The sequence below is a fragment of the Bradyrhizobium sp. ORS 111 genome, assembly GCF_045571485.1.
Classification (GTDB): Bacteria; Pseudomonadota; Alphaproteobacteria; order Rhizobiales; family Xanthobacteraceae; genus Bradyrhizobium.
Genome location: NZ_CP120701.1, coordinates 4,589,315 through 4,612,218, shown reverse-complemented (window position 1 = coordinate 4,612,218; position 22,904 = coordinate 4,589,315). Strand labels below are relative to the sequence as shown.

The following is a 22,904-nucleotide window of genomic DNA, read 5'->3' as shown; positions in this document are numbered from 1 at the left end:
GACGAGTCCCCACTCAGCGAATATCGACCGCGTGAAGGTTGATTAGCATTGCGGCGGCAATTTGGCTCGGGCGTGTTGCTCGCGCGACGGCCGGCAGATAGTGTTTTGGAACCGACAGAAACGGCAACACGATCAAGGTTAGGAAATGGCCCGTATCGATTACTCCGATCCCGCACAGGCAAGCCCGCGGACCCGCGAGATCCTGGACAAGAACCGCAACGCCAACATCTTTCGCATGATGGCGCATTCGCCGAGCTATTTCGAACAGTATTGCCGGCTCGGCGGCGCGATCCGTCACAAGGGCGAACTCGATCCCGTCGTGCGCGAGCTTGCGATCACCCGCACCGGCATTCTCTGCGAAGCCCCCTACGAGATCGTTGCGCACAAGCGGATCGGCAAGAATGTCGGTGTCACCGACGAGCAGAACGCGGCGCTGGAGAACTGGCAGGCCGCGACCTGCTTCAACGACGTGCAGCGCGCGGCGCTCGCCTTCACCGACGAGATCGTCAAGCTCAAGAAGCCGACGGACGCGACCTTCAGGGCGATCGCCTCGAAGCTGACACTGGGCGCGCTGATCGAGCTGCAGCTTTCGGTCGGGTTCTACATCATGACCTCGAAGTTCCTGGAGACCTTCGAGATCGACATGCAGCCGGTGACGGAAGTGGTGAGCTAGGCTGATGCCTCCTTTGCCTCGCCCCGCTTGCGGGGAGAGGCCGGAGCGCATGCAGCGAAGCGGAATGCGGCCCGGTTGAGGGGGGAGTCTCCGCGAACTCCATTCCGAGCCACTTAGCGGAAGCCGCCCCTCACCCCGACCCTCTTCCCGCAAGGGCTGGGAGAGGGAGGAGACTCAGCCCGACGTCAGCAGTTCGACCTTGGCATTCGCGATGATCAGCCGCTCGGCGAGGATCTGCGCGAGGTTACGCATGATCCGCTCACCGCCATGGGGATGCTCGCGCCGAAAATGCTCGAAGTCCCGGATTGTCACCTCATAGGCGGTCGCCGACATGTCGGCGAGCACGTCGGCGGAGCGTCGTGGCTCCAGCAGCGCCATCTCGCCAAAGGCCATGCCGGCGGTCAGCGTCGCCAGCCTGATGCCGTCGGGCAGGGTGACATGGACGACGCCGCTGCGCAGGAAGAACAACGAGGTCGCCTCGTCGCCGGCCGCGACGATCTTCTCGTTCGGCTGGTAGGTCGTGATCGTGCTGAGCGCATTAAGGCTGGCGAGTTCTTGCTCGCTCAGTCCGGCGAGTAGCGGCTGCTCCGAAAGTTCGGTGGTCTCGAAGAAGTCGATCGAGCCGCCGTAGCGGTAGACGATCTGGTCCTCGGCCCATTCGATCGCGGTGTCGAGCAGGTAGAAATCCCTGATATTGCCGAGCCGGCTGGTCCACTCGCTGATCGTCGCCCACTCCCGCGACGTCCGCTTGATGCCTGAGAGGACCACGGTGACGCCGAGCTCGGCCAGCTCCCTGAAGGCTTCCGCCACCAGCCGCGCGCCGGCACGCGTCGTCGCGGTGACGCGGCGAAGGTCGAAGATCACGAACTGTGGACGCGGTCCGCCGGCGAGGCGGCGCGACACGTAATCGACATTGGAGAGCGACAGCGTGCCGACCAGCTCGATCACGCGCACCTCCTGGAAGTGCCTGGCCAGAATCTCTTGCTCCTGGGGGCGGCGCACCCGCCGCGAAGGATTCTTGCCGATATTGTAATCGGCGATGATGCTGTGGCGCGCGTCGTCGCTGCGATTGAGCATGTGCAGGTCGTAATGTGCGGACAGCGCCTCGCAAATCTTGATGCCGCGCACGCTGTTGCCGTGCTTGTCGAGCTTCGGCGAATAGCTGCCGAGCCCGAGCCGCGCCGGCAGCGCCGCCAGAATTCCGCCGCCGACGCCGCTCTTGGCGGGGATGCCGACGCGGTAGATCCATTCGCCCGCATAGTCGTACATGCCCGATGACGTCATCACCGAGAGCGTGCGGGAGATCGCGTAGGGTGTCACCACCTGCTCGCCGGTCAGCGGGTTGACGCCGTGATTGGCGAGCGTTGCCGCCATCACCGCGGTGTCGCGCGCGGTGACGAGGATCGCGCATTGCCGGAAATAGACGTTGAGCACGTCAGGCACGTTCTCGGTGATCACGTCATTGGTGCGCAGCAGATAGCCGATCGCCCGGTTGCGGTCGCCGGTCGCGCTCTCCGAGGCATAGACCGCCTCGTCCACATCGAGCTCGCGGCCGGCGAAGCGCCCAAGCGCGTCGCGGATATACGCGAACGCACCGTCGCCCTTGGCCGCGTGGATCAGGCCTGAGCAGGCGATCGCGCCGGCGTTGACCATCGGGTTGAAGGGGTGGTTTTGCGCATTCAGCCGGATCGAGTTGAAGGGATCCCCCGACGGTTCGACGCCGATCACGCTTTCCACCCGCTCGGCACCCAGCGTGTCCAGCGCCAGCGCGAACACGAACGGCTTCGACATCGACTGGATGGTGAAGGGGATACGGCTGTCGCCGACCTCGTAGACGTGGCCGTCGAGGGTCGCGAGGCTGATGCCAAAATGGGCAGGATCGGCCTTGCCAAGCTCGGGAATGTAGTCGGCGACGGTGCCGCCGGTCTCGGGCAGGAAATCTGCGTAACAAGTGTGCAGAAACCGCAGCAGCGGCGGCTTCGAGCTGGACCAGGCCGTGGTGGTGGGGGTGACGGGTGGAGGCGATCGTTTCATCGCCTCCGTTGTGCAACGCAATCAGCGCGCGCGCAACTGGTTCGGAACCAGTCCCATGACGGGGGAGCTGGCGTTGCGATCACTGCGATCCTTCGGGTGATCGACGGTCCTTGACGATAGAAGGGTTGCCGAGGCGGCCTTCGGCTCGTCCGCTACGTCCTTAGTACCGTTGTACTTGAGGCGTTCTCAGAGAAGATGTGCCATGTCTCCCTGCCTGACGGACGAGAGACGTCCTTCGGCCCTCGGCCTGCGATGACCGGGGGCTTTTTTTGCAACGACGGTCAGTGATGCCGCCGCGTGACCGACGATACGACGCGTGGGGACAGACCGCCGAGGTAACGACCTCGGCAGTGAACCCAATCGGAGAGACCTCGACCTCAGTCGCAGCGGCGCTCCCGGCGCGTGATCCTACGGCCATCGCCACGGTCCACCGTGACGCTCTCTGTCCGGCAGCGCCGTCCTGGACCGACGGTGACGCCCCCAGGGCCGATGCCAACGGTTGTGTCGCGATTGTAGCGGTCACGGTCTCGGTAGTAACGATCCTCGCGATCCCGTCCGACCTGGACATCAACGCCTTGGGCCATCTTGACGTTTTGAGCCTTGGCTGGAGTGGCAAGCGGGATCGTGGTCAGTGCCGCTGCGGCTATCGCCAAGACCAAAGTAATCTTCAACATCGGAACTCCCTCCTTGAGGTTGAACCGGTGTAACGGGAGCGAACATCGACCGTTCCTCGCCAAGCGCCGATGGCTCGCATTTGGCGTGAGGACCGCCGGTTAGCCCCGATCGGCCTATCGCGTCAGGATTATTGTCGGATTTTGCCGGCGTCGCTCATGGGTCGCTGGCTGCACTAGTGATAAGCGCACTTGTGCCAGCCATCGCTAGATGCGTCACGTCGGTGTCAGGATGCTGGGATGCGTCGGCAGGTGATAGGTGAATGGGTCGGATGGGCCGCCCCTGCCGCGGCGAACGAGCCGTCGCTCTTCCACAAGCCTACGACATGCTGCATTGACGCGTTGCATCGTGGCCTTGTCGCCGAACAGCTTGCCGGCGATGCCTTCCGCAGACAGTCCAGGCTGCGCCATCACCACACGCAGAATGTCGTTAGCAACGGTCATCAAGTCTCCGTCCTTCTCAAGGCGCGAGCCTCGGACAACATGACGAAGCCGTGGGAGAGACAAGTTACTTTCGACCTGCGGAGGTGGCTCCAATGCTCGATGATCTCGTGCGCGATAGGCACGAACTGTGGTGAACCATGATCACGCCACGGTCCAGCCAGAGCGTCGCCACGATGGCTCGCCACGCTCGCAACACCAGCGCGAGGTCAACGCGGTCTCGCTCAGATCATCTTCAGCCAGCCCCGCAGCCGAGACCGCGCCCTCTTGCTCGAACCGGTTATTGGTAATGCTTGGGTGCCACACACGCGGCACCCAGCATAGACGGCCCGGCCACTCCTAGGACTACCCCAAGGCCCTTGGCGCCGGGCCGTCTTTTGCTTCCTCATACACAAAGGCCCACAGAGAGGGGCCTCGTCGTGTCGTGCCGGCATCTTGCGAGTGCAGTCCTGCGTACCGAGCAACGTGCCGACATGACTTTCGCCACTTCTGCGCGGGGTGCTATTCGTGTTGACCTAACTATGCCCCATTCCCCCGCCCAAGTCGGAATCGAAATTGCTCTCGCGCGCTTCCGGCCGATCCAACTGCAAAGCTTGGCCAGGGCCATTCGTGTACGCTCAACGCAAAGGATCATTATGAACGTTCTAAAGATCGCCGCCGTGGCTATGGTGGCCCTTGGCACTTCGCTTGCCGGCTGCGCACAGACCCCCCAAGACCAGCGCACACTGGTTGGAGCAGGCTTGGGCGCGGCCAGCGGGGCGCTGATTGGTCAAGCCATCGGCAGAAACACCGCAGGCACGGTTCTCGGCGCCGGTGCAGGCGCCTTGCTTGGCGCCGCTGTTGCCAATTCTACGCAGCAGCCACAGTACGGCGGGCGCACCATGTGCCGCTATCGCGCTCCGGACGGCAGCATCTACGTCGCCGAGTGCGATGAGCGCTATTATCGTGGCCAGTACTGACGCCAAGCGCCCCGAAATCGGCGACCTGACCTCTGACGAAACAAGTTGACGCCGTGCGAGGCGGCAATCAGATCGCAATCGTAACTCGGTTGCCGACTGTATTGGCCTAAACCGCGCGCGCCCAGCGGCTCTATTGCACTGAGCGACAGGCTCGACAACATGCTGGCCTCTGATCGGCCGCCGTCATGCTTTTGACTGCGCGCTCGAGACGATTATGTCGTGCTTTGCTCAGCAAGCCGCGGCAACGGTGCCGATTGCGTCATAACTGGTTGAGGAGCGGTGCCTGGCGGCGGGTCAACACGAGTGCAACCGCGGTCGTGGGCACGAGGATTGCCAGCCCCAGCAGCGTCACCTGAACCTGCGAGAGCGGGTTGATGCCCCCGCCGGGCGTCGCCACCACGAAGCCGCCGATCACCAGCAGCACGCGCACTGGCCACTCCAGGGCGCCTGCGCCGCGGAGATCGCCGACATAAGCCAGGTAGCCTTGGATGCCGCCGCAGATAAACAGCGTGCCGAAGGTGGCGAGCGCCATCAAGCCGAGGCCGGCAAGGTAGGGGCTCGGTCCCTGCAGCACCAGCGCCGGATTGAGCACGAAGAAGAACGGGATGAAGTAGATGATGCTGCCGACCCACATCGATTCCCATCCGGTCTTCATCGCCGGCGAGCCTGCGATGCCGGCGGCGGCGAACGAAGCGATCGCGACCGGCGGCGTGATCGACGACAGCATGCCCCAATAGAAGATGAACATGTGCACGGCCATCCGGTTGAGCCCGAGCTTCTCCAGCGCCGGTGCCACCAGGATCGCGAGGAAGATATAGCAGGCCGTCGTCGTCAGCCCGAGGCCGAGGATCAGGCTGGTGAACGCGCACATCACGAGCAGCAGGAGCGCATTGTCGCCGGCGAGCGTCAGCAGGTCGTTGGCGAGGCTCGACACCACGCCGGTCATCGAGAACGCGCCGATCAGGAGGCCGCAGCCGGCAAGGATGCCGACGAGCTCGACGAAGGTGCGGCCGTTGACCTCGAGGAACTTGGTGATGGTCGCCAGCGTCCAGCGGGTGTCCTTCGAGAAGATCTGGTTCAGCACCAACAGTAATGCGGTCGCGTAGAACGGTGCGTGGCTCTCGCGCTTGAAGTAGAGCAGCATCACGATCAGCAGCGCGATCACGAACACGTAGTACCAGCCGTCCTTGATCGTATCCATCACGCGCGGCAGCTCGGCGCGCGGAATACCCTTCAGCCCATGGCGTGCGGCGTAGCAGTCGACCTGCATGAACAGGCCGACATAGTACAGCACGGCCGGGATGATGGCGGCGACCGCGACCTCGGCGTAACTGACGTTGAGGAATTGCGCGATCACGAACGCGGTCGCGCCCATCACCGGCGGCGCTAGCACCGCGCCGGTCGACGCGCAGGCTTCGATCGCGCCGGCATAGGAGGCGCGGAATCGGCTCTTCTTCATCACGGGAATGGTCATTGTGCCGGCGGTCAGCACGTTGGAGACGATCGAGCCCGACATCATGCCGAGCAGGCCTGAGGCAAAGATGCAGACCTTGGCCGCGCCGCCGCGGAAGGTGCCGCAGAGCGCGAAGGCGAGGTTGATGAAGAACTTTCCGGCTCCGGTCATCATCAGCGCCGTGCCGAACACCAAGAAGCCGATCACGGTGTCGGCAAAGGCCTGGATCGGAATGCCGAGCAGGCTTTCGCCCGACAGCACGTGATAAGCCGTGGTCTGGTCGAGCGTGAGCTGCGAGCCTCTGAAGGGTCCAAGCCAGTTGGCCTCGGCGAACAGCGGATAGACGGTGAAGGGCAGCACGCAGAGCAAGAGGCTCCAGCCGCCGGTGCGGCGCAGCGCCTCCATCAGCGCGGCCCACATCACGAGGCCCGCAACGATGACGTTCTGTGGCGCACCATCGGATTCCCAGCCGAACTGCGCGGCCTTGCGCACGTTCAGCATCAGCCAGATCGCGGCGGCAAACGTCACGAACGATAGCGCGACGTCGTACCAGGGGATGCGGTTCAGTGGTGCGTTGTCCGCCCCCGGGAAGATCAGGAACGTGAAGGGAAGCATCAACGCGATCAGGAGATAGAAATATTCGGTGTTGAGCTGGGTGTAGTCGATGAAGAAGCGCAGCGAGAACTGCTGGTTGATGCAGAGCAGGATGGTGGCGGCGGTGGCAACGACCAGCGTCCAGCGCCAGCCGCCGCGCAGTGTGCGCACGCGCGTAACCTCGGCCTCCTGGAGGTTGCCAAGGCCGGCATGAGGATCCTCGAACTCGATCTTCTTCGCGGGCGCAGCCGCAGCGCTATCGGACATCGCAGTCCCCCAGAATCCTGATTGCCTTATGCGGTGGGCGGCTTTCGGCCGCTACTCGAAGCCGTTCGGCATGTTGGCCTTGGCGAGCGCCGATGCGCGCGCTTTCATCCAGCCGTCGAGGAAGGCTTTATCGTCGGAGGGCGGGCTGGACTTGCCGTATTCCGTCCAGGCCGCGGCCAGCACTTGCTGGCGCTTGTAAAGCGCGTTGTTGTGGGCGTCCTGCTCGGCGCTCCAGTGACCGGCCTCCTTGAGCGCCTTCACGGCGCCAGGATGCACCGGCACGACCCAGTTCTTGGTCTGACGATCGGCGCCGAGCCCCGCGGCACCCGGCGCGGAATCCTTGTAGGCGTCGTAGTTCACGATCATCGCCTTGGTGATGGCATAGACCTGCTCAACCGGCTGCGAGGCATAGGCGACGAAGATCGGGTAGGGGTAGTTGCCGAGCTCGATCGGCTTGTCGGGCGAGATGCCGGCACCGCAGGTCGCAGTCTGCGGGAAGAAGAACGAGCCGACCTTGTGCACGCGCGCCCAGCCCTCCTTGTCGCTGGCGGGCAGCGGCGGCCAGACCAGGCCGCGCGGCGATGTCTCGGCTTCCTTGGCGGGGCCCGTAATCGTTGTGCCGAAAGCGGCGTCGGCGTCGTTGTTGACGAGGCCCTTCCACATTGCGCCGTAGCTGGCGAATTCGACGACCTTGACGTCGTCCTTGGTGAGGCCGCCAAAGGCAAGCATCGCGAGCGAATTCTGGTTCAGGGCCGGCGAGCCGACCACGAAGCCGACGCGCTTGCCGCGGAGATCCTTGATCTCCTTGACGCCCGCATCGGCGGCCACGCCGAGCGCGCCACAATTGCAGTCAACCGACGACAGCAGCAATTGCAGCGGCTGCGGGCCCCATTCCTTGGCGCCGAATTCGAACACGCCTTCCTGCGCGAAGTAGGTCCCCGATCCCATCGCCGAGGAGATCGCTCGCTTGGCGCGCAGCGGCGCCAGGCGCGCGACATCGTTGCCGGCCGGAAGCACCCGAACGTCGGTGCCGTATTTGTCCTTCAGCATCTTGCCGACACCGACCGCAATATTGAAGCCGGCGGTGCCGGTGTCATAGGCCGTCACCGCCATGGTCGGCGGCAGCTTGATGTCCTCGGCCGAGGCGGGCAGCGCTGTCGTCAGGGAAAGGCCGGCAAGAGCGGCAGGCGCGAGCGCCATCAGCCGATGAATCATAATTCCTCCCAATGTTTCGCTGTGCGAAACTTTTCGCGGGAGAAATGATTGCATCACGATCCTGCGATGGCAACGCCGGCAGGCGACGAGCTGGCGATTTGCGCTATTGCATCACCAGACAGATTGTCGCGGGTGAGTTTTGGGCGGCGGCGCTCAGGCCTCGATGATTGCGACGGCCTGACCTTCAGCGATCACGTCATCAATCTTGACCAGAATCGACTTGATTTTCCCTGCTGTTGACGAGGTGACGGGTATTTCCATCTTCATGGCTTCGACGAACGCGATCTCGTCGCCATCGCCGACGCTGCTGCCGGTCTCAACAGGAAGCGCGCAAACGCGCCCGGCGACTTCGGTCACGATCTTGATGTCTGGCATTCCACTCTCCGATACCGCCTTGCCGAAATTTCATCCGGCGAACGGCTTTTTGTTGTGGCCGCACATTGCCTGAGGTAGCTTGTTCTGCAAGCGGAATTTTATTCCGTAGGACGGAACGGAGCCAGGGATATGGGACGGCGCTCGGAACGGCTTAGCAGGCAGGGAATGCTCGCCGGCGAGACAGGCGACGGCGATGTCATTCAGGTGGTTTCGCGCGCCTTTGATGTGTTGCGGTGCTTCGAGGGCCACGAGTCTCGTCTCGGCAATCTCGAGATCTCAAATCGCTGCGGTCTGCCGCGCTCGACGGTGTCGCGCCTGACGCACACGCTGACGCGGATGGGACAGCTCGTCTATCTGCCGCGCGATCAGAAATATCGCATCGGCCCGAGCGCGGTGGCGATGAGCACGACGATGATGAAGGGGCTGCAGCTTCGCAATTTGATCCGGCTGCGCCTGCAGGATGTCGCCGAGCAACTGCCGGGCACCGTGGGCTTCGTGATCCCGGATCGCTTCCATCTGGTCTACCTCGAATTCGCCCGCGCCGCGAACGCGCTCGGGCTGCACGAGACCACCGGCAGCCGCATCTCGATGGCGACGACGGCCGCAGGCCATGCCTATACCGCGGCGCTCGATCCGGAGGTCGGCGATGCGCTGATCGCGGAGATGGAGCGCGAGATGCCCGATGGCGCGAAGCTGTTGACGCCGCGCATCGAGGCCAATCGCCGTCATCTGCGCGAACATGGCTATGTCGTCGCCTGCGGCCTCTGGAGCCCGCACATCAATGGTGTCGCGGTGCCGCTGTGGTCGCCGCAATATCAGACCTATGTCGTGACCACGATCGGCCTGCTCTCGGCGATGTATGACGAGAAGCGGCTGCATGCCGAAGTCGCGCCGCAGATGGTCGAGCTCGGCGCCGCGGTCGGCAGCCTGCTCGAAGGCGCCGACGGCGATATCTTCTCCAACCGGCTCGATCGTAAGTCGCTTCCGGTGACCGCTCATAACAACAACAAGATGATCAAGACGGAGGCAATGAATGACCTGGAAGCCGGAACTCGACGACCTCGCCCGGCGCGAAGCATTCGCGCGGGAGATGGGAGGCGTTGACAAGGTCAAGCGACAACGTGACCAGGGCCGGCTGACCGTCCGCGAACGCATCGACAAGCTCGTCGACCAGAACAGCTTCCACGAAATCGGTGCCATCTCCGGCATCGCCGAATATGACGAGAACAATGAGCTCAAGCATCTGACGCCGGCGAACTGCGTGTTCGGCCGCGCCAGGGTTGACGGCCGCACCGTGGTGGTGGTCGGCGACGACTTCACCGTGCGCGGAGGCTCGGCCGACGCGTCGATTTCCGCCAAGCCACTGATGGCGGAGGAGATGGCGCACGACTTCCGGCTGCCGATCATCCGTATGATCGAAGGCTCGGGCGGCGGCGGTTCGGTGAAGACCATCGAGACGAGGGGCGCCGCCAATCTGCCCGGCGGCGTCGGCGGCACGCGCTCCTACTGGTTCACGCTCGCCAATCTGGCCCGCGTACCCGTGGTCGGTCTTGGGCTCGGCTCGGTCGCCGGCCTTGGCGCCGCACGGCTGGCGGCGACGCATTACTCCGTCATGACGAAGGATTCCGCGATGTTCGTCGCCGGTCCCCCCGTCGTGAAGCGGCTGGGCCAGGATCTGACCAAGCAGGAGCTCGGCGGCGCCGATATCCAGACCCGCGCCGGCGGGATCGACCAGGCTGTCGAGACCGAGGAGGAGGCGTTCGAATATGCTCGGCGCTTCCTGTCCTATTTGCCGTCGTCGGTCTATGAGCTGCCGCCCACGATCCCGTGCACCGACGATCCTGAGCGGGCCGAGGAGTCGCTGCTGAGGGCGGTGCCGCGCAGTCGCCGGCAGGTCTACAAGATGCGCCCGATCATCGAGGCGGTGGTCGACAAGGGCTCGTTCTTCGAGGTCAGCGCCAATTTCGGCCGGCCGATGATCACGGGGCTGGCGCGGATCGAGGGCCGGGCGGTGCTGCTGCTGGCGAGCGATCCGTTCCATTACGGCGGCTCGTGGACGGCGGACGCCTGCCAGAAGGTGGTGCGCTGGGTCGACTTCGCCGAGACTTTCCATCTGCCGGTGGTCTATCTGATGGACTGCCCCGGCTTCATGATCGGGCTCGAGGCGGAGAAGACGGCGACCATCCGCCACGGCGTGCGGGCGATGGCAGCGGTCAACCAGAGCACGGTGCCCTGGTGCACCATCATCATCCGCAATGCGTTCGGCGTCGCAGGCGTGGTGCACCAGCCGGCCAACCGCTTCTCGATGCGCTACGCCTGGCCGTCGGCCTATTGGGGCTCGCTGCCGCTCGAGGGCGGCATCGAGGCGGCCTATCGCGCGGAGATCGAGGCGGCGGCCGATCCCGCCGCGAAGCTGCGCGAGATCGAGGACCGTCTCAACAAGCTGCGCTCGCCGTTCCGCTCCGCCGAGAAGTTCTGGGTGGAGGAGGTGATCGACCCGCGCAAGACGCGCTCGCTGCTGTGCGAGTTCGCGCGCCTCGCCGAGCCGATCCGCACGCCGGGCCCGCCCGGCAACATGGTGACGCGGCCTTAGCTGCCGGCCGATCGTCATTGCGAGCCAACGGGTCGCGCGAATGCGCGCCCGATGACAGGCTCCGCGAAGCAATCCACGTCACCGCTTGCTGAAGCATGGATTGCTTCGTCGCTTCAGCGCAAAATTGCTTTGCAATTTGGTCGCGAGCTCCTCGCAATGACGCTCAGGACCATCGGCTACGGCTCGCTCTCCCGATGCACGTCGTGGATCACGATGCCCATGCCGCTCTCGGGCATCTTGATCCAGTCGCGGCGCTTCAGCGAGCGCTTGGTGTCCTCATGTCCGCTCGCCCAGTGCTCACGCATCGAGGTGCCCGAGAATTCGTGATCCTTGGCGTCGCCCTCATAGGCCTTCTGCTGGTAGATCAGTTGCAGCAGCGTGATCCCGGGCAGGGTGCTGTTGGTCTTCTTGAGCTGGCGTTCCTCCTCCGACAGCTCGTCGTCCGGGATCTTCGACAGCGCGCGGTGCAAGGCGGTACGCAGCGCATAGGTCTTGCGGTAGACATCGGTGTTGTAGCGGGTGCGCGACGAATACATGATGTCCTTGTGACGGGCCATCACGTCCTGGATGTCGCGCGGCAGCGCGCCGCGCGCCGAGAACAAATCGACCTGGAACACCAGCGAGTTCAGGCTGTCCTCCTGGTCGAGCAGATGCTGCAGCGGCGTGTTGGAGACAATGCCGCCATCCCAGAAGTGGTCGGTGCCGACCTTGACCATCGGCAAGGCCGGCGGCAGCGCGCCGCTCGCCATGATGTGCTCGGGGATGATCTCGTCATGGGCATTGTCGAAATAGATGAAGTTGCCCGAGAGCACGTTCACGGCGCCGACCGCGAAGCGCATGATCTTGGAATTGATGCGGCCGAAATCGACCAGCTCGAGCAGCGACTCGCGCAGCGGCGCGGTGTCGTAGTAGCTGGTGGCGGTGCGCGCGCCGGTCGGGCTGAACCACGGATTGGTCGGATGCGGGGTGAAGAAGCCGGGCTGTCCCAGCGTGGTCGTGATCCATGAGCTGGTGAGATTGCGCGCCTTGCGGAAGATGTCGCCGTCGGGGGTGTAGTGCCAGATCTTGCGGCTGGTGATGCGATCCCAGAACGTATGCAGCCGCTCCAGCCGTCGCTCCGGTGGATTGCCGGCGATGATCGCCGAGTTGATCGCGCCGATCGAGACGCCGCACACCCAATCCGGCTCGATATTGGCCTCGTGCAGCGCCTGATAGACGCCCGCCTGGTAGGCGCCGAGCGCGCCGCCACCCTGCAAGACCAATGCGACCCGATCGCACCCTTCGGGCCGCCAGCCCGGCGTCGCGTGATCGATCGTATCGAGGTGAGGGGATCGCGCATCCATGACCGTCACTCCTTGCGCGGCGAGAATTCAGCCGAGCCATGACGCCGTGATGACAACCGCTGCGTCCGTGCCGCCCGTATCCGGCGCACTTGCCTGCATGGTGAGCATGGCCTTGTCTTGCGAAGCGCAGGTCACGCGGCTGACGGAAATCCCTCACATCGCTGTCAATCAGGGTCGCTAGCCTCCCCGCCGACATTTCAAGCAGGGGGTTGTCGCGATGCGCAGGGAAGAACTGCTCAAGCTTCCGTCGATGCCGGCCGCCGGTCCGAGCTATCCAGCCGGTCCATACCGCTTCATCGACCGCGAATTCCTGGTCATCACCTATGAGACCGACCCGGAGCTGATCCGCGCCGGCCTGCCCGAGCCGCTGGAGCCGGTTGCCGATCCGATCGTGCATTACGAATGGATCAAGATGCCCGATAGCTCCGGCTTCGGCAGCTACACCGAGTCCGGCCTCGTGATCCCCGCGCGGCTCAATGGCGAAGAGGTCAATTTCGTCTGCCAGATGTATCTTGACGACGACCCGCCGATCGCCGCGGGCCGTGAGATCTGGGGCTTTCCGAAGAAATACGCCCATCCCAAGCTCGAGATCGTCAAGGACACGCTGACCGGCACGCTGGAATATGCCGGGCAGCTCGTCGCCATGGGCACGATGGGCTACAAGCACGAGAGCATGGCCGGCAATGGCGACATCACCCGCGCCACACTGTCGAAGACGCAAATCAATCTGAAGATGATCCCGGGCGTCGACGGCCAGCTCGAGATCTGCCAGCTCGTCGCGATCAACCTCACCGACATCGTGGTCAAGGGCTCGTGGATCGGGCCCGGCCGGCTGCATCTGGTGCCCCATGTCAACGCGCCGGTGGCGGATTTCCCGGTCAAGCGCGTGATCGGCGCGCATCACTTCCTCGCCGATCTCACGCTGCCCTTCGGCCGCGTCGTGCTCGACTACAACAAGGAAGTCGTGGAGACGATGCCGGCCGACCTCGCCGCGGAATAGCACGACGCGGCTTGCATCAGGCCGCCGCGGGTTTGACCGCCGGTTTCACCTCGGCTTGGGTCTGCTGCCGTGCGATCGCCAGCACGATCAGCGAGGCGATCACGCAGAGCGCGCCGGCGATGAAGAAGGCCGGCAGGTAGGTCTGATAGATCGTCCGCGACAGGCCCGCGCCGAATGCTGCGGCGCCGGCGCCGAGCTGGTGACCGGCGAAGATCCAGCCGAACACCAGATTGGCGCGCTCGGCGCCGAAGCGCTGCGCGGTCAAGCGCACGGTCGGCGGCACGGTCGCGATCCAGTCGAGGCCGTAGAACATCGCGAACAGCGACAGGCTGTAGAACGTGAAATCCGAGAACGGCAAGTAGATCAGCGACAGCCCGCGCAGACCGTAATACCAGAACAGCAGATACCGGTTGTCGTAGCGGTCCGACAGCCAGCCCGAGACGATGGTGCCGAAGAAGTCGAAGATGCCCATCGCGGCGAGCAAACTCGCAGCCTGCACCTGCGGAATGCCGTAGTCGAGACACATCGGGATCAGGTGCACTTGCACGAGGCCGTTGGTCGAGGCGCCGCAGACGAAGAAGGTCGCGAACAGAATCCAGAACGCAGGTGACTTCGAGGAGTCGCGCAGCGTCCCGAGCGCGGCCGCCAGGATCGGCGCATGGGCCGGCGGTGGCGAGGGGAGGGGCGCGGTGCCGTCGTCGCCGAACGGGCGCAGGCCGACATCGCTCGGCCGGTCGCGCATCACCAGCAGAACGGCAAAGGCGGCGACGCCGAGTACGACGCAGACCAGCCCGAGCGCGACACGCCAGCCGTAGTGATCGGTGATGGTCGCGAGCAGCGGCAGGAAAGCGAGCTGCCCGGTCGCGACGCTCGCGGTGAGGATGCCGACCACGAGGCCGCGCCGCGCCACAAACCAGCGCGCGGCGATCGTCGCACCCAGCACCAGCGCGGTCATCCCGGTGCCGATGCCGATCACGACGCCCCACAGCAGCATCAATTGCCAGACCTGCGTCATGAACAGGGACGCCAGCAATCCGGACACGACGATCAACTGTGCCGCCAGCGTCACGTTGCGCAGGCCGTAGCGGTTCATCAGCGCGGCGGCGAACGGCGCCATCAGCCCAAACAGGATGAAGCGGATCGACAGTGCCGACGAGATCTCGGCGGTGCTCCAGCCGAACTCTTTCTGTAAGGGCACGATGAAGACGCCGGGCGCGCCGACAGTACCGGCCGAGATCAGCGCGGCCAGGAAGGTGACGCCGACCATCACCCAACCGTAGTGGATGTTGCGGCGGGCGAGGGCGGAAGCAAGCCAGTTCGAGATCATTGGGGTCCAAGGTGAATTGGAGAGGTGAAAAGCGGCGAGGGTCTTATTCGTGATGCTCACTATGGCACGTGGGCGCCATGTCTAAAATGACATTGTTCCCTCGTTTTCGGACTCCTGAGCAGTCGTGCTGCGACGCAAATCCTCCTGAGAGGCCGTGAGTGCAGTCTCGTCATTGCGAGGAGCGGCAGCGACGAAGCAATCCATGCTTCCGCGTGTGCGGCACGATGGATTGCTTCGCTTCGCTCGCAATGACGACCATGACGTCGGACGCATCACGGTGAGCGACCGACAGTGCATGGGACTAATGCGTCACCCGCTCGACCGCGATCGCGGTGGCTTCGCCGCCGCCGATGCAGAGCGCCGCGACGCCGCGCTTCAGGTTCTGCGCCTCCAGCGCATGCAGCAGCGTCACGATCAGCCGGGCGCCGGTCGCGCCGATCGGATGACCGAGCGCGCAGGCGCCGCCATTGATGTTGAGCCTGTCCCTGTCGATTCCAAGGTCACGCTGCGCCGCCATTGCGACCACGGCGAACGCCTCGTTGATCTCGAACAGATCGACGTCGCCGACGCTCCAGCCGACCTTGTCGAGCAATTTGCGGATCGCCGGGATCGGCGCAGTGGTGAACCACTGCGGCTCCTGGCTGTGGGTGGCGTGGCCCTTGATCTCGGCGAGAACAGGCAGGCCGTCGCGATCGGCGAGCGAGCGCTTCGCCAGGATCAGCGCCGCGGCACCGTCGGCATTGGCCGAGGAGGCGGCTGGCGAAATGGTGCCGCCCACGCGGAACGCCGGCTTGAGGCCGGGGATCTTGGCCGGATCGACTTTCAGCGGATGCTCGTCGTTGGCGATGACGCGCGGCCCGGCCTTCTCGGCCAGGGTGATCGGCACGATCTCGGCCTTGAACGCGCCGCCCTCGACCGCCTTGCGGGCGCGTGTCAGCGTTTCCGTCGCGTAGGTGTCCTGGTCGGCGCGGGTGAACTGATAGGCCTCCGCAGTCGCCTCGCCGAAATCGCCCATCGAACGGCCGGTCTCGTAGGCGTCCTCCAGCCCGTCCATCATCATGTGGTCGATGATGCGGTCGTGACCGGCGCGGTAGCCGCCGCGCGCCTTCTGCAACAGATACGGTGTGTTGCTCATGCTCTCCATGCCGCCGGATACCACGATCTCGGCCGAGCCGGCCTTGATGATGTCGTGGGCCAGCATGGTCGCCTTCATGCCGGAGCCGCAGACCTTGTTGACCGTGGTCGCTCCAGTGGCGTCGGGCAGCCTGGCACCGCGCGCAGCCTGGCGAGCAGGGGCCTGACCCTGGCCGGCAGGCAACACGTTGCCCATGAACACCTCATCGATGCGGCCGGGCGCGAGTCTTGCCCGCTCCAGCGCCGCGCCGATCACATGCGATCCCAGCTTGTGCGCGGGAAAGGGCGTCAGTTCGCCCATGAAGCGACCGAGCGGGGTGCGGGCGGCGGAGAGGATGACGATGGGATCGTGGCTGGTTGCCATGGCGGGACTCCCTTGCGTGTCGGCAATTGGATTATGAGTATCATATGATGCATCGCAAAAAATGGCAACCGACATGACAAATTGTCGTGGTCGCATGAATTCGGGCCATTCACTCATGCCGTCGTCCCGGCGAAGGCCGGGACCCATAACCACCGCCCCCGTGATGAATGGGATCGTGGCCCAGCGTCGCGTGACAATGACCATTTGGGGTAATGGGTCCCGGCCCCCGTGCGCAATTGCGCACTAGGCCGGGACGACGGTGGGGATAGGTCTCGCTCGATGCCTCAACGCCGTCATTGCGAGGAGCCAACGGGTCGCGCGAACGCGCGCCCGATGACCGGCTCAGCGACGAAGCAATCCATCGGTCCGCATGTGCGGGACGATGGATTGCCGCAGCGCCATGCGCCTCGCAAATGACGGGGATAGTTCCAGGTTCACATCTCAAGCAGCGCACTGTCATCACCGGCGAAAGTCCGGGATGCCCCCGCGACAGTGCCAAGTTCTCCCCTGTCGTCCCTGCGAAAGCAGGGACCCATAACCACAGGATTGCGTTGTTGAAGCGCACTGGGGCTCCAACCTCGCAAGACAATGCGCAGTCGTGGTTATGGGTCCCGGCTCAAGGCCGGGACGACAGCGAGTATGTGGCGCAGCTTGTGAGTCATACATTCGCGTTCTCGCGACATGTTTTGATCTCTGATCCGGATGGCTCGATGAAGGTTCAGCTAGGCCAGGGCGTGTTGCGGATGCGGACGCAGGCGTTCGGCTTGGGAAATGCAGGATCGCGATGCTCGATGTAATCGAAGTTGACCGTCCCGAACGTGGTCTGAGGCTTCTTCAAGGCCGAGCAGGTCTGTATCTCGAGAAATTCGTTCTTGAAGTCGCCGCGCGGAAATGCGGCGATCACCTGCGCGCGCTGCTCTGGCGTGTAGTCGTCATATCCGATACCTACGACATCTACCAAAACGCCTGCGTTGGTGAGAGCGATTTCCGGTCGCATGTATTGTGGAATCCCGGGCGTGGTGTGTAACGCAATCGCTTCCCACACCAGATCGGCCTTTGGCTCTGCGATGCCATGTGCCCGGAGAAATTCGCGCGCTGCGTCGGCGCCGTCGACTTCAAATCGCTTTGTCTCGGTGTGGTAGTGATCGACCAGGCCGAGATCGTGAAACAACGCCGCGACATAGAGCAGTTCGGAATCGAATTTCAGATTCTGGCGAATACCCTTCATCGCGCCGAACACATAGACGCGAACTGAATGGTTGAACAACAGCTCGTTTTCGTACTGGCGCACCAGCTCGGCGGCGTCCCGTGCCAGCTTGCTGTCGGGAATCTTGACGCCGGAAATCACGTTGGTCATTTCCAGTCTCCTCGCTCAATCATCGATCTTCATCAAGCCGCTACCGAGATGGCTGCTTGCGGCGTATTCCGGAAACTGATTGCCATGCGGTTATACGCATTCATCACGCTGACCGCGATGGTAAGATCGACGAGTTCACGTTCATCGAAGACCGCACGGGCGGCCTCGTAGGAGTGATCTGGAATGCCGGTATCTGCGACGCGGGTCACCGTTTCGGCCCATGCAAGGGCGGCGCGTTCGCGCTCGTCGAACAGATTGCCCGCTTCGGCCCACGCCTGCACCAGCGTCAGCTTTTCGATCTTCTGTCCACTCTTCAGCAGCTCACGCGTGTGCATGTCGAGGCAATAGGCGCAGTTGTTGATCTGCGATACACGCAGGTAGACGAGATTGATCAGCGTCGCCGGAAGCTTGCTCTGCAGGACGTAACCGTAGACTCCGCCCAGGGCTTTGGCTCCTGCCGGCGCGATGCGGTTGTAGTCGAGGCGCATGGTCATGTTGCGCTCCTTAATGGTCGTGCTTTTCGATGGGGATGGTCAGTTGCTTATCGTCGGTATCGACGACGAACACGGCGAGCAGCTTTGCTGGCTTCGTCTTGCTCGCATTGCGGCTCACCGGATGGCGAGAGCCCGGCGTCTCGTAGAAGCTTTCGCCGGTGCGGTAGACCCGCCTCGGCCCGTCATTGACCTGCGATTCAATTTCTCCAGACAGCACGTAGCCGAAGATGAAAGCCGACTTGGCGTGGACATGCGAAGGCGACGCACCGCCCGGCGCATAGTCGACGACGACGGCAACCAGCGACTTGCCGGGAATGTTGGTGATCGGCTGCTGGAAGGTGGGGGTGACCGTCTGGCCCGCTCCATCGGCGGAGGCAGGCATTGCCGCGGCAATCGCGAGGGCGGCACAGGCGGCGATGATCGACGGAATTTGCATGCTCGGGCTCTCCTTTGCCCCCATAGGTGTCCCTGTCTTGGTTCATAAAAAAGCACCAAGAACGCACAAAAATCGTGTACCAGAGGGCATGGCCAGGCCGCTGCGATTGGAGCTTGATCGATCTGCGAAGACGCCGCTGGCGGAACAGATCCGCAAGGGTATCGGCGCCGCGATCGAGAGTGGCGTGCTCGCCCCGGGGGCTCGTCTGCCCTCGTGGCAGGATTTGGCGGCTCAGCTTGGTGTCGCGCGAGGCACCGTGCGGGCGGCGTATGAAAGACTTTCCTCCGCTCAACTGATCGTCGCTTCGCGCGCGACCGGAACACATGTCGCGGATCGGCCGTCCTTAGCCGCTGTGCAGGAAGAAGCGCCCGATGCGGGCTCGTTCATGGAGATGTACCAGGAACTCACCGCGGGGCCGGCCATCTTCCAGATGGGCGTGCCTGCGCAGGAGACATTTCCCGCCAAGCTATTCTCGAAAATGCACACCCAGGCGGTTCGCGCCGAAATGAGCGCGCCGGCGCTCTACCCGGATCCGCGTGGCGAGCTGGAATTGCGGCGCGAGATCGCGGGGTATCTTGCGCTGGCACGTGGCATCGAGTGTACGCCGTCCCAGGTTATCGTCACAGGAGGCTTCAGCAGCGGCCTTGGACTAGCGCTTCGTGTTCTGGGTCTCGAACGGAAGAAGGTCTGGATGGAGGATCCAGGCTTTCCCTTCACCCGGCACGGTCTCGAGCTTGCCGGGCTGTCTATCGAACCGATCCCGGTTGACACGGATGGCATCGACGTCGGTTACGGCCTGGACCACGCTGGTGACGCAGCGCTCGTCGTCGTAACGCCGGGACAGCAGGCGCCGCTCGGATTCACATTATCGCTGGCAAGACGCTCGCGCCTTCTCGATTGGGCCGCCCAGGAACGGGATGCTTGAGGGCCCGCGGCAGAACAGTGACGATCGGTGGACTGGCCGCAGTCCTGCGGTTGCCGGACGGCGCTTCTGACCTCTCGATCGCCAGGGAAACGGCCTCGTTCGGACTGGCGCCTACGCCTCTATCGCTCTGGTATGCGTCCAAAGCCTCGGCGCGATCCGGTCTGTTGCTTGGCATCGCCACGTCTCCGCAAAAGAGAATCGAGGCGTCCTGCGACCAGCTTTTCAACATCATTGATCGGCTCATCTGACAAAGGCGACCGCGGCATCACGCCTCGGAGACGGCCGAACCGCAGGCACCGAACGCTCAGCAAGATCAGCGCGCGCGATTGTCCGGCATACGAGGCGCGCGACTTTCCCTTAGTCCGTGCGCCAGATTCCGAGCAGGAATCGCCGCTTCGGCGCCGCGCCGGCCTGCTTCTTGACGTCGGACAGATCGACGGCATAGCGCTTCATCAGAAGCTTGATCGCCACCGCAATAATCACAAAGGGCGTCACGTAGATCGCGAAAACTTCGAAGGCTCTCATGACATTCCTCCGCGATTTCGAGGCCGCGAGACTAGCACAATCTGCCGGCGCGAAGCGGCCGCATTCGCATCCGGCCGTCAGGCGAACTGCGCAAGGCCGTGGCCGACCGACCAGTTCTCTTTCGGGGCGTCGAGCACAACGATGAACACGTCTTCCGGCCGGATTCCCGGATTCTCGCTGAGCAGCTCCGCCGTGCGCCGGAACAGCGCCTGCTTCTGTTCCGCGGTGCGGGTGTTGAACACGGTGATATGGATGTAGACGACGTCGGCGCTGCGCGCGATGCCGTAACCGTTGCCGTAGTGGAAGTTGGCGGCGTCATGCTCGCTGATCGTCATGAAGTGATCGCCTTCGGGCACGTTGAGTGTCTCGCGCATCGCGCGGTACAGGCCGTCGAAGATGGCGCGGCGGTAGGCCTCCGGCTTTCCGGCGCGCAGGGAGATGTGGACGAGGGGCATCGCGGGTCCTGTCGGTCAGGCGGCCGGCGCAGCGCCGGGTCGCCTTGAGCTACCGGTTTGGTTCTTGACGTGATGTCAAAAACACATTCTTGACACTGTGTCAAATAATATCCGGCAAGAGCCCGAGGCGATCGCCTGCGGACATCGAGAGGAGACAGCCGTGAGGCCGCGCGAGTTTGATCATGACGATGTCCTGCGCATCGCGTTCGACCAGTTCTGGCGCAAAGGTGTGCGTGGCACGTCGCTCTCGGATATCGCGCGCGATGCCGGCGTCCAGCGCGGCAGCCTGTACAACGCCTTCGGCAGCAAGGAGGCGCTGTTTCTGTCCGCCTATGAGCGCTACGCACGCGACTATCTCGCCTCCATCGAACGCGCGCTGAGCTCCGGGAGCCTGCGCGCGCGCCTCACCGCGTTCTTCGACGTGACGATCAAGAACATGTGCGCGGGCTCGCCGCCGCGCGGCTGTCCGACCACGCGCGGGTTGATGGAGTTGGGATCGGCCGAAGGCGAGGGGCTCGACGAGGACGCGCGACAGGCCTTCGCGGCGTTGATGTCGCGCATCTCCGCCCTGCTGCAATCGGCGCTGTCGGAGGGCGCCGCGCGCGGAGAGTTCAACGGCGTGCCTGAGACGGCGGCGCTCCACATTGCCACCGTGACGCGCGGCCTGGCGGTGCTCGAACGCGCTTTCGGCGACGGGGCCAAGCTTCGCCGCATCGCAGCGCACACGGTCGATCTCATCCTTGGCGAAGCCCGCGGCTAGACGGTCATCGCTTCATCGCTGGATTGCGGCGCAGCACATGCCGCCTGGCATGGGCGCATGCAGCAGCCGCGATTGACAGCGACCACCTCGGCGGTACTTTGCCGAAAGGGGCGTTGTCCCCGGAATCGAAATAATCAAGACCCAGAAGAAGCAAGAAAAGGGCAGGAAACGCCGTGAAACGCGTCATCGCGTCTTGAGGGGAGGCACGCGGACATCCGCGCTCGCGCCATTCCGCATCCGCAACTATCGCTTTCAATGGCCGTCCGATCTGCTCACCTCCTGGGCATTCGAGGTCGAGACGCTTGTGCTCGGCTGGTACATCATGGTCGAGACCGGCTCGGTGCTGCTGCTGACGGTGCTCGCCTCGCTGCAATATGTCGGGACGCTGATCGCGCCTGTGGTCGGCATGATCGGCGACCGCATGGGGCATCGCGATCTGCTGGCCGTGATGCGCTTTGCCTATACGGCGCTCTCCGGCACCATCATGACGCTGGCGCTGTCAGGCCACCTGGCGCCGCTCAACGTCATGATCATCGTCGCGATCATGGGGCTGATTCGGCCCTCCGATCTCGGAGTGCGCGGCGCGCTGCTCGCCGACATCATGCCGCCGGGGCAACTGGTCGGTGCCATCAGCCTGGCGCGCACGACGCAGGACAGTGCGCGCATCGCCGGCGCCCTGACCGGCGCCAGCCTGTTCGCCGTGCTCGGCATCGGTTTTGTCTATGTCGGAATCGCCTGCTTCTATTTCGTGGCGGCCATCCTGATGCTCTGCATGAGCCGTCCGGTTCAATTCCATGGCACGGCCGACCGTCCGGCGGATGCCACGCTCGCGGTCACCCTGCTGCGGGATCTCAAGGAAGGCATCGTCTATGCCTGGAGCGGGCCGGGAATGAGCGCGGCGCTTTGCGTCGCATTCCTGGCCAATCTGACCGCCTTTCCCCTCACCAACGGACTGTTGCCGTACGTCGCCCGCGACATCTTCCAGACCGACCAGACCGGCCTCGGCTATCTGTCGGCGAGCTTCGCGGTCGGCTCGCTGATCGGTTCGATCACGCTCAGCATGGCTGGCGGCGTGCGCATCGCCCGGCTCCTGATTGGTGCCACCGTGGCGTGGTATGCGATGCTGCTGGTGTTCGTGGAGATCAGGACCATGCCGGTGGCGATGGCCTGCCTTGTGCTGGCCGGTATCGCGCAGAGCATGTCGATGATCTCGGCCGCCGTGATGCTGATGCGCAACGCCAGCGCCCATCTGCGCGGCCGCGTGATGGGCGTGCGCATGATGGTGATCTACGGCCTTCCGCTCGGCCTGTTGGCGGCCGGCAGCCTGATCGACCTGATCGGCTATTCCGCGACCGGCACGCTCTACGCCGCCGCCGGTCTCGTCGCGATGCTCGCCATCACGCTGCATTGGCGCGCCGACCTCTGGCCGCTTCACGCCCCGGCGAATGCCAGGTGAGGGGCAGGTTGCGGGGGCGCGGCGCGATGCCGCGCCATGGCCGGAGGTGCGGC

The 22,904-nt window shown here is 64.1% G+C and carries 21 protein-coding genes and 1 pseudogene; 8 read left to right on the top strand and 14 right to left on the bottom strand.

The features are described from left to right. Positions 1–145 precede the first annotated feature (145 nt). A complete protein-coding gene (locus tag P6U30_RS21630; RefSeq protein WP_407164944.1) occupies positions 146–673 on the top strand; it encodes a carboxymuconolactone decarboxylase family protein in 528 nt (175 codons plus the stop codon). A gap of 174 nt (positions 674–847) precedes the next feature. On the opposite strand, the gene glsA is transcribed toward P6U30_RS21630, so the two are convergent. From glsA to P6U30_RS21615, 3 genes are all read right to left on the bottom strand, one after another. Beyond that, on the bottom strand, positions 848–2,707 hold the full coding sequence (gene glsA, locus P6U30_RS21625) for a glutaminase A (RefSeq protein WP_407164943.1): 1,860 nt from the start codon (positions 2,705–2,707) through the stop codon (positions 848–850). A 377-nt stretch (positions 2,708–3,084) separates the two neighbouring features. After that, positions 3,085–3,381 (bottom strand): hypothetical protein, encoded by a 297-nt coding sequence (locus tag P6U30_RS21620; RefSeq protein ID WP_407164942.1) that lies wholly within the window; start codon positions 3,379–3,381, stop codon positions 3,085–3,087. 213 nt (positions 3,382–3,594) lie between these two features. Then, positions 3,595–3,822 carry a hypothetical protein gene (locus tag P6U30_RS21615; RefSeq protein ID WP_407164941.1) on the bottom strand — a complete coding sequence of 76 codons (228 nt, stop codon included), beginning with the start codon at positions 3,820–3,822 and terminating at the stop codon, positions 3,595–3,597. A gap of 632 nt (positions 3,823–4,454) precedes the next feature. Between P6U30_RS21615 and P6U30_RS21610 the strand changes: the two genes are divergently transcribed. Then, positions 4,455–4,778: a YMGG-like glycine zipper-containing protein gene (locus P6U30_RS21610; protein ID WP_407164940.1), complete on the top strand. Its 324-nt coding sequence runs from the start codon at positions 4,455–4,457 to the stop codon at positions 4,776–4,778. Between the two features lie 259 nt (positions 4,779–5,037). Here the strand turns inward: P6U30_RS21610 and P6U30_RS21605 are convergent, their stop codons facing one another. The 3 genes from P6U30_RS21605 to P6U30_RS21595 form a co-directional block, all read right to left on the bottom strand. After that, positions 5,038–7,092 (bottom strand): TRAP transporter permease, encoded by a 2,055-nt coding sequence (locus tag P6U30_RS21605; protein WP_407164939.1) that lies wholly within the window; start codon positions 7,090–7,092, stop codon positions 5,038–5,040. A 51-nt stretch (positions 7,093–7,143) separates the two neighbouring features. After that, the gene (locus tag P6U30_RS21600) at positions 7,144–8,307 is read right to left on the bottom strand and encodes a TAXI family TRAP transporter solute-binding subunit (RefSeq protein WP_407164938.1); all 1,164 of its coding nucleotides are present in this window, start codon (positions 8,305–8,307) and stop codon (positions 7,144–7,146) included. Positions 8,308–8,460: 153 nt separating this feature from the next. Continuing rightward, positions 8,461–8,682 carry an acetyl-CoA carboxylase biotin carboxyl carrier protein subunit gene (locus P6U30_RS21595; protein WP_407146826.1) on the bottom strand — a complete coding sequence of 74 codons (222 nt, stop codon included), beginning with the start codon at positions 8,680–8,682 and terminating at the stop codon, positions 8,461–8,463. A 129-nt stretch (positions 8,683–8,811) separates the two neighbouring features. On the opposite strand from P6U30_RS21595, the gene P6U30_RS21590 reads away from it, so the two are divergent. Further along, the gene (locus tag P6U30_RS21590) at positions 8,812–9,786 is read left to right on the top strand and encodes an IclR family transcriptional regulator (protein WP_407164937.1); all 975 of its coding nucleotides are present in this window, start codon (positions 8,812–8,814) and stop codon (positions 9,784–9,786) included. Further along, the gene (locus tag P6U30_RS21585; RefSeq protein ID WP_407164936.1) at positions 9,716–11,275 is read left to right on the top strand and encodes an acyl-CoA carboxylase subunit beta; all 1,560 of its coding nucleotides are present in this window, start codon (positions 9,716–9,718) and stop codon (positions 11,273–11,275) included. The genes P6U30_RS21590 and P6U30_RS21585 overlap by 71 nt, the downstream gene beginning before the upstream one ends. Positions 11,276–11,451: 176 nt before the next feature. Here P6U30_RS21585 and P6U30_RS21580 read toward each other — a convergent pair whose 3' ends face one another. Further along, positions 11,452–12,618 carry a patatin-like phospholipase family protein gene (locus P6U30_RS21580; protein WP_407164935.1) on the bottom strand — a complete coding sequence of 389 codons (1,167 nt, stop codon included), beginning with the start codon at positions 12,616–12,618 and terminating at the stop codon, positions 11,452–11,454. 217 nt (positions 12,619–12,835) lie between these two features. Between P6U30_RS21580 and P6U30_RS21575 the strand changes: the two genes are divergently transcribed. Continuing rightward, positions 12,836–13,618 (top strand): acetoacetate decarboxylase, encoded by a 783-nt coding sequence (locus P6U30_RS21575; RefSeq protein ID WP_407164934.1) that lies wholly within the window; start codon positions 12,836–12,838, stop codon positions 13,616–13,618. 16 nt (positions 13,619–13,634) lie between these two features. On the opposite strand, the gene P6U30_RS21570 is transcribed toward P6U30_RS21575, so the two are convergent. The 5 genes from P6U30_RS21570 to P6U30_RS21550 form a co-directional block, all read right to left on the bottom strand. After that, a complete protein-coding gene (locus P6U30_RS21570) occupies positions 13,635–14,945 on the bottom strand; it encodes an MFS transporter (protein WP_407164933.1) in 1,311 nt (436 codons plus the stop codon). Positions 14,946–15,246: 301 nt separating this feature from the next. After that, positions 15,247–16,443: a thiolase family protein gene (locus P6U30_RS21565; RefSeq protein ID WP_407164932.1), complete on the bottom strand. Its 1,197-nt coding sequence runs from the start codon at positions 16,441–16,443 to the stop codon at positions 15,247–15,249. 718 nt (positions 16,444–17,161) lie between these two features. Continuing rightward, positions 17,162–17,800: an HD domain-containing protein gene (locus P6U30_RS21560; protein WP_407164931.1), complete on the bottom strand. Its 639-nt coding sequence runs from the start codon at positions 17,798–17,800 to the stop codon at positions 17,162–17,164. 32 nt (positions 17,801–17,832) lie between these two features. After that, positions 17,833–18,294, bottom strand: coding sequence for a carboxymuconolactone decarboxylase family protein (locus P6U30_RS21555; protein WP_407164930.1), 462 nt, complete (start codon positions 18,292–18,294; stop codon positions 17,833–17,835). 10 nt (positions 18,295–18,304) lie between these two features. Next, positions 18,305–18,730, bottom strand: a complete 426-nt coding sequence (locus P6U30_RS21550; protein ID WP_407164929.1) for a cupin domain-containing protein — start codon at positions 18,728–18,730, stop codon at positions 18,305–18,307. An 88-nt stretch (positions 18,731–18,818) separates the two neighbouring features. On the opposite strand from P6U30_RS21550, the pseudogene P6U30_RS21545 reads away from it, so the two are divergent. Continuing rightward, positions 18,819–19,903: pseudogene (locus P6U30_RS21545) on the top strand (PLP-dependent aminotransferase family protein). 109 nt (positions 19,904–20,012) lie between these two features. On the opposite strand, the gene P6U30_RS21540 reads toward P6U30_RS21545, so the two are convergent. Together P6U30_RS21540 and P6U30_RS21535 are read right to left on the bottom strand one after the other, a co-directional pair. After that, positions 20,013–20,180 (bottom strand): hypothetical protein, encoded by a 168-nt coding sequence (locus P6U30_RS21540; RefSeq protein ID WP_407164928.1) that lies wholly within the window; start codon positions 20,178–20,180, stop codon positions 20,013–20,015. 77 nt (positions 20,181–20,257) lie between these two features. Continuing rightward, positions 20,258–20,635: a tautomerase family protein gene (locus P6U30_RS21535; protein ID WP_407164927.1), complete on the bottom strand. Its 378-nt coding sequence runs from the start codon at positions 20,633–20,635 to the stop codon at positions 20,258–20,260. Positions 20,636–20,795: 160 nt separating this feature from the next. Between P6U30_RS21535 and P6U30_RS21530 the strand changes: the two genes are divergently transcribed. Together P6U30_RS21530 and P6U30_RS21525 are read left to right on the top strand one after the other, a co-directional pair. Further along, on the top strand, positions 20,796–21,395 hold the full coding sequence (locus P6U30_RS21530; protein WP_407164926.1) for a TetR/AcrR family transcriptional regulator: 600 nt from the start codon (positions 20,796–20,798) through the stop codon (positions 21,393–21,395). Between the two features lie 193 nt (positions 21,396–21,588). Further along, entirely contained in the window at positions 21,589–22,851 is a 1,263-nt protein-coding gene (locus P6U30_RS21525; RefSeq protein WP_407164925.1) for an MFS transporter, read from the top strand. The last annotated feature ends 53 nt before the right edge of the window (positions 22,852–22,904 follow it).

Excerpts from the sequence above, each read along its gene's own strand:
- P6U30_RS21630 (WP_407164944.1), top strand. The coding sequence starts at position 146 with ATGGCCCGTATCGATTACTCCGATCCCGCACAGGCAAGCCCGCGGACC.
- glsA (WP_407164943.1), bottom strand. The coding sequence starts at position 2,707 with ATGAAACGATCGCCTCCACCCGTCACCCCCACCACCACGGCCTGGTCC.
- P6U30_RS21620 (WP_407164942.1), bottom strand. The coding sequence starts at position 3,381 with ATGTTGAAGATTACTTTGGTCTTGGCGATAGCCGCAGCGGCACTGACC.
- P6U30_RS21615 (WP_407164941.1), bottom strand. The coding sequence starts at position 3,822 with ATGACCGTTGCTAACGACATTCTGCGTGTGGTGATGGCGCAGCCTGGA.
- P6U30_RS21610 (WP_407164940.1), top strand. The coding sequence starts at position 4,455 with ATGAACGTTCTAAAGATCGCCGCCGTGGCTATGGTGGCCCTTGGCACT.
- P6U30_RS21605 (WP_407164939.1), bottom strand. The coding sequence starts at position 7,092 with ATGTCCGATAGCGCTGCGGCTGCGCCCGCGAAGAAGATCGAGTTCGAG.
- P6U30_RS21600 (WP_407164938.1), bottom strand. The coding sequence starts at position 8,307 with ATGATTCATCGGCTGATGGCGCTCGCGCCTGCCGCTCTTGCCGGCCTT.
- P6U30_RS21595 (WP_407146826.1), bottom strand. The coding sequence starts at position 8,682 with ATGCCAGACATCAAGATCGTGACCGAAGTCGCCGGGCGCGTTTGCGCG.
- P6U30_RS21590 (WP_407164937.1), top strand. The coding sequence starts at position 8,812 with ATGGGACGGCGCTCGGAACGGCTTAGCAGGCAGGGAATGCTCGCCGGC.
- P6U30_RS21585 (WP_407164936.1), top strand. The coding sequence starts at position 9,716 with ATGACCTGGAAGCCGGAACTCGACGACCTCGCCCGGCGCGAAGCATTC.
- P6U30_RS21580 (WP_407164935.1), bottom strand. The coding sequence starts at position 12,618 with ATGGATGCGCGATCCCCTCACCTCGATACGATCGATCACGCGACGCCG.
- P6U30_RS21575 (WP_407164934.1), top strand. The coding sequence starts at position 12,836 with ATGCGCAGGGAAGAACTGCTCAAGCTTCCGTCGATGCCGGCCGCCGGT.
- P6U30_RS21570 (WP_407164933.1), bottom strand. The coding sequence starts at position 14,945 with ATGATCTCGAACTGGCTTGCTTCCGCCCTCGCCCGCCGCAACATCCAC.
- P6U30_RS21565 (WP_407164932.1), bottom strand. The coding sequence starts at position 16,443 with ATGGCAACCAGCCACGATCCCATCGTCATCCTCTCCGCCGCCCGCACC.
- P6U30_RS21560 (WP_407164931.1), bottom strand. The coding sequence starts at position 17,800 with ATGACCAACGTGATTTCCGGCGTCAAGATTCCCGACAGCAAGCTGGCA.
- P6U30_RS21555 (WP_407164930.1), bottom strand. The coding sequence starts at position 18,294 with ATGACCATGCGCCTCGACTACAACCGCATCGCGCCGGCAGGAGCCAAA.
- P6U30_RS21550 (WP_407164929.1), bottom strand. The coding sequence starts at position 18,730 with ATGCAAATTCCGTCGATCATCGCCGCCTGTGCCGCCCTCGCGATTGCC.
- P6U30_RS21540 (WP_407164928.1), bottom strand. The coding sequence starts at position 20,180 with ATGAGAGCCTTCGAAGTTTTCGCGATCTACGTGACGCCCTTTGTGATT.
- P6U30_RS21535 (WP_407164927.1), bottom strand. The coding sequence starts at position 20,635 with ATGCCCCTCGTCCACATCTCCCTGCGCGCCGGAAAGCCGGAGGCCTAC.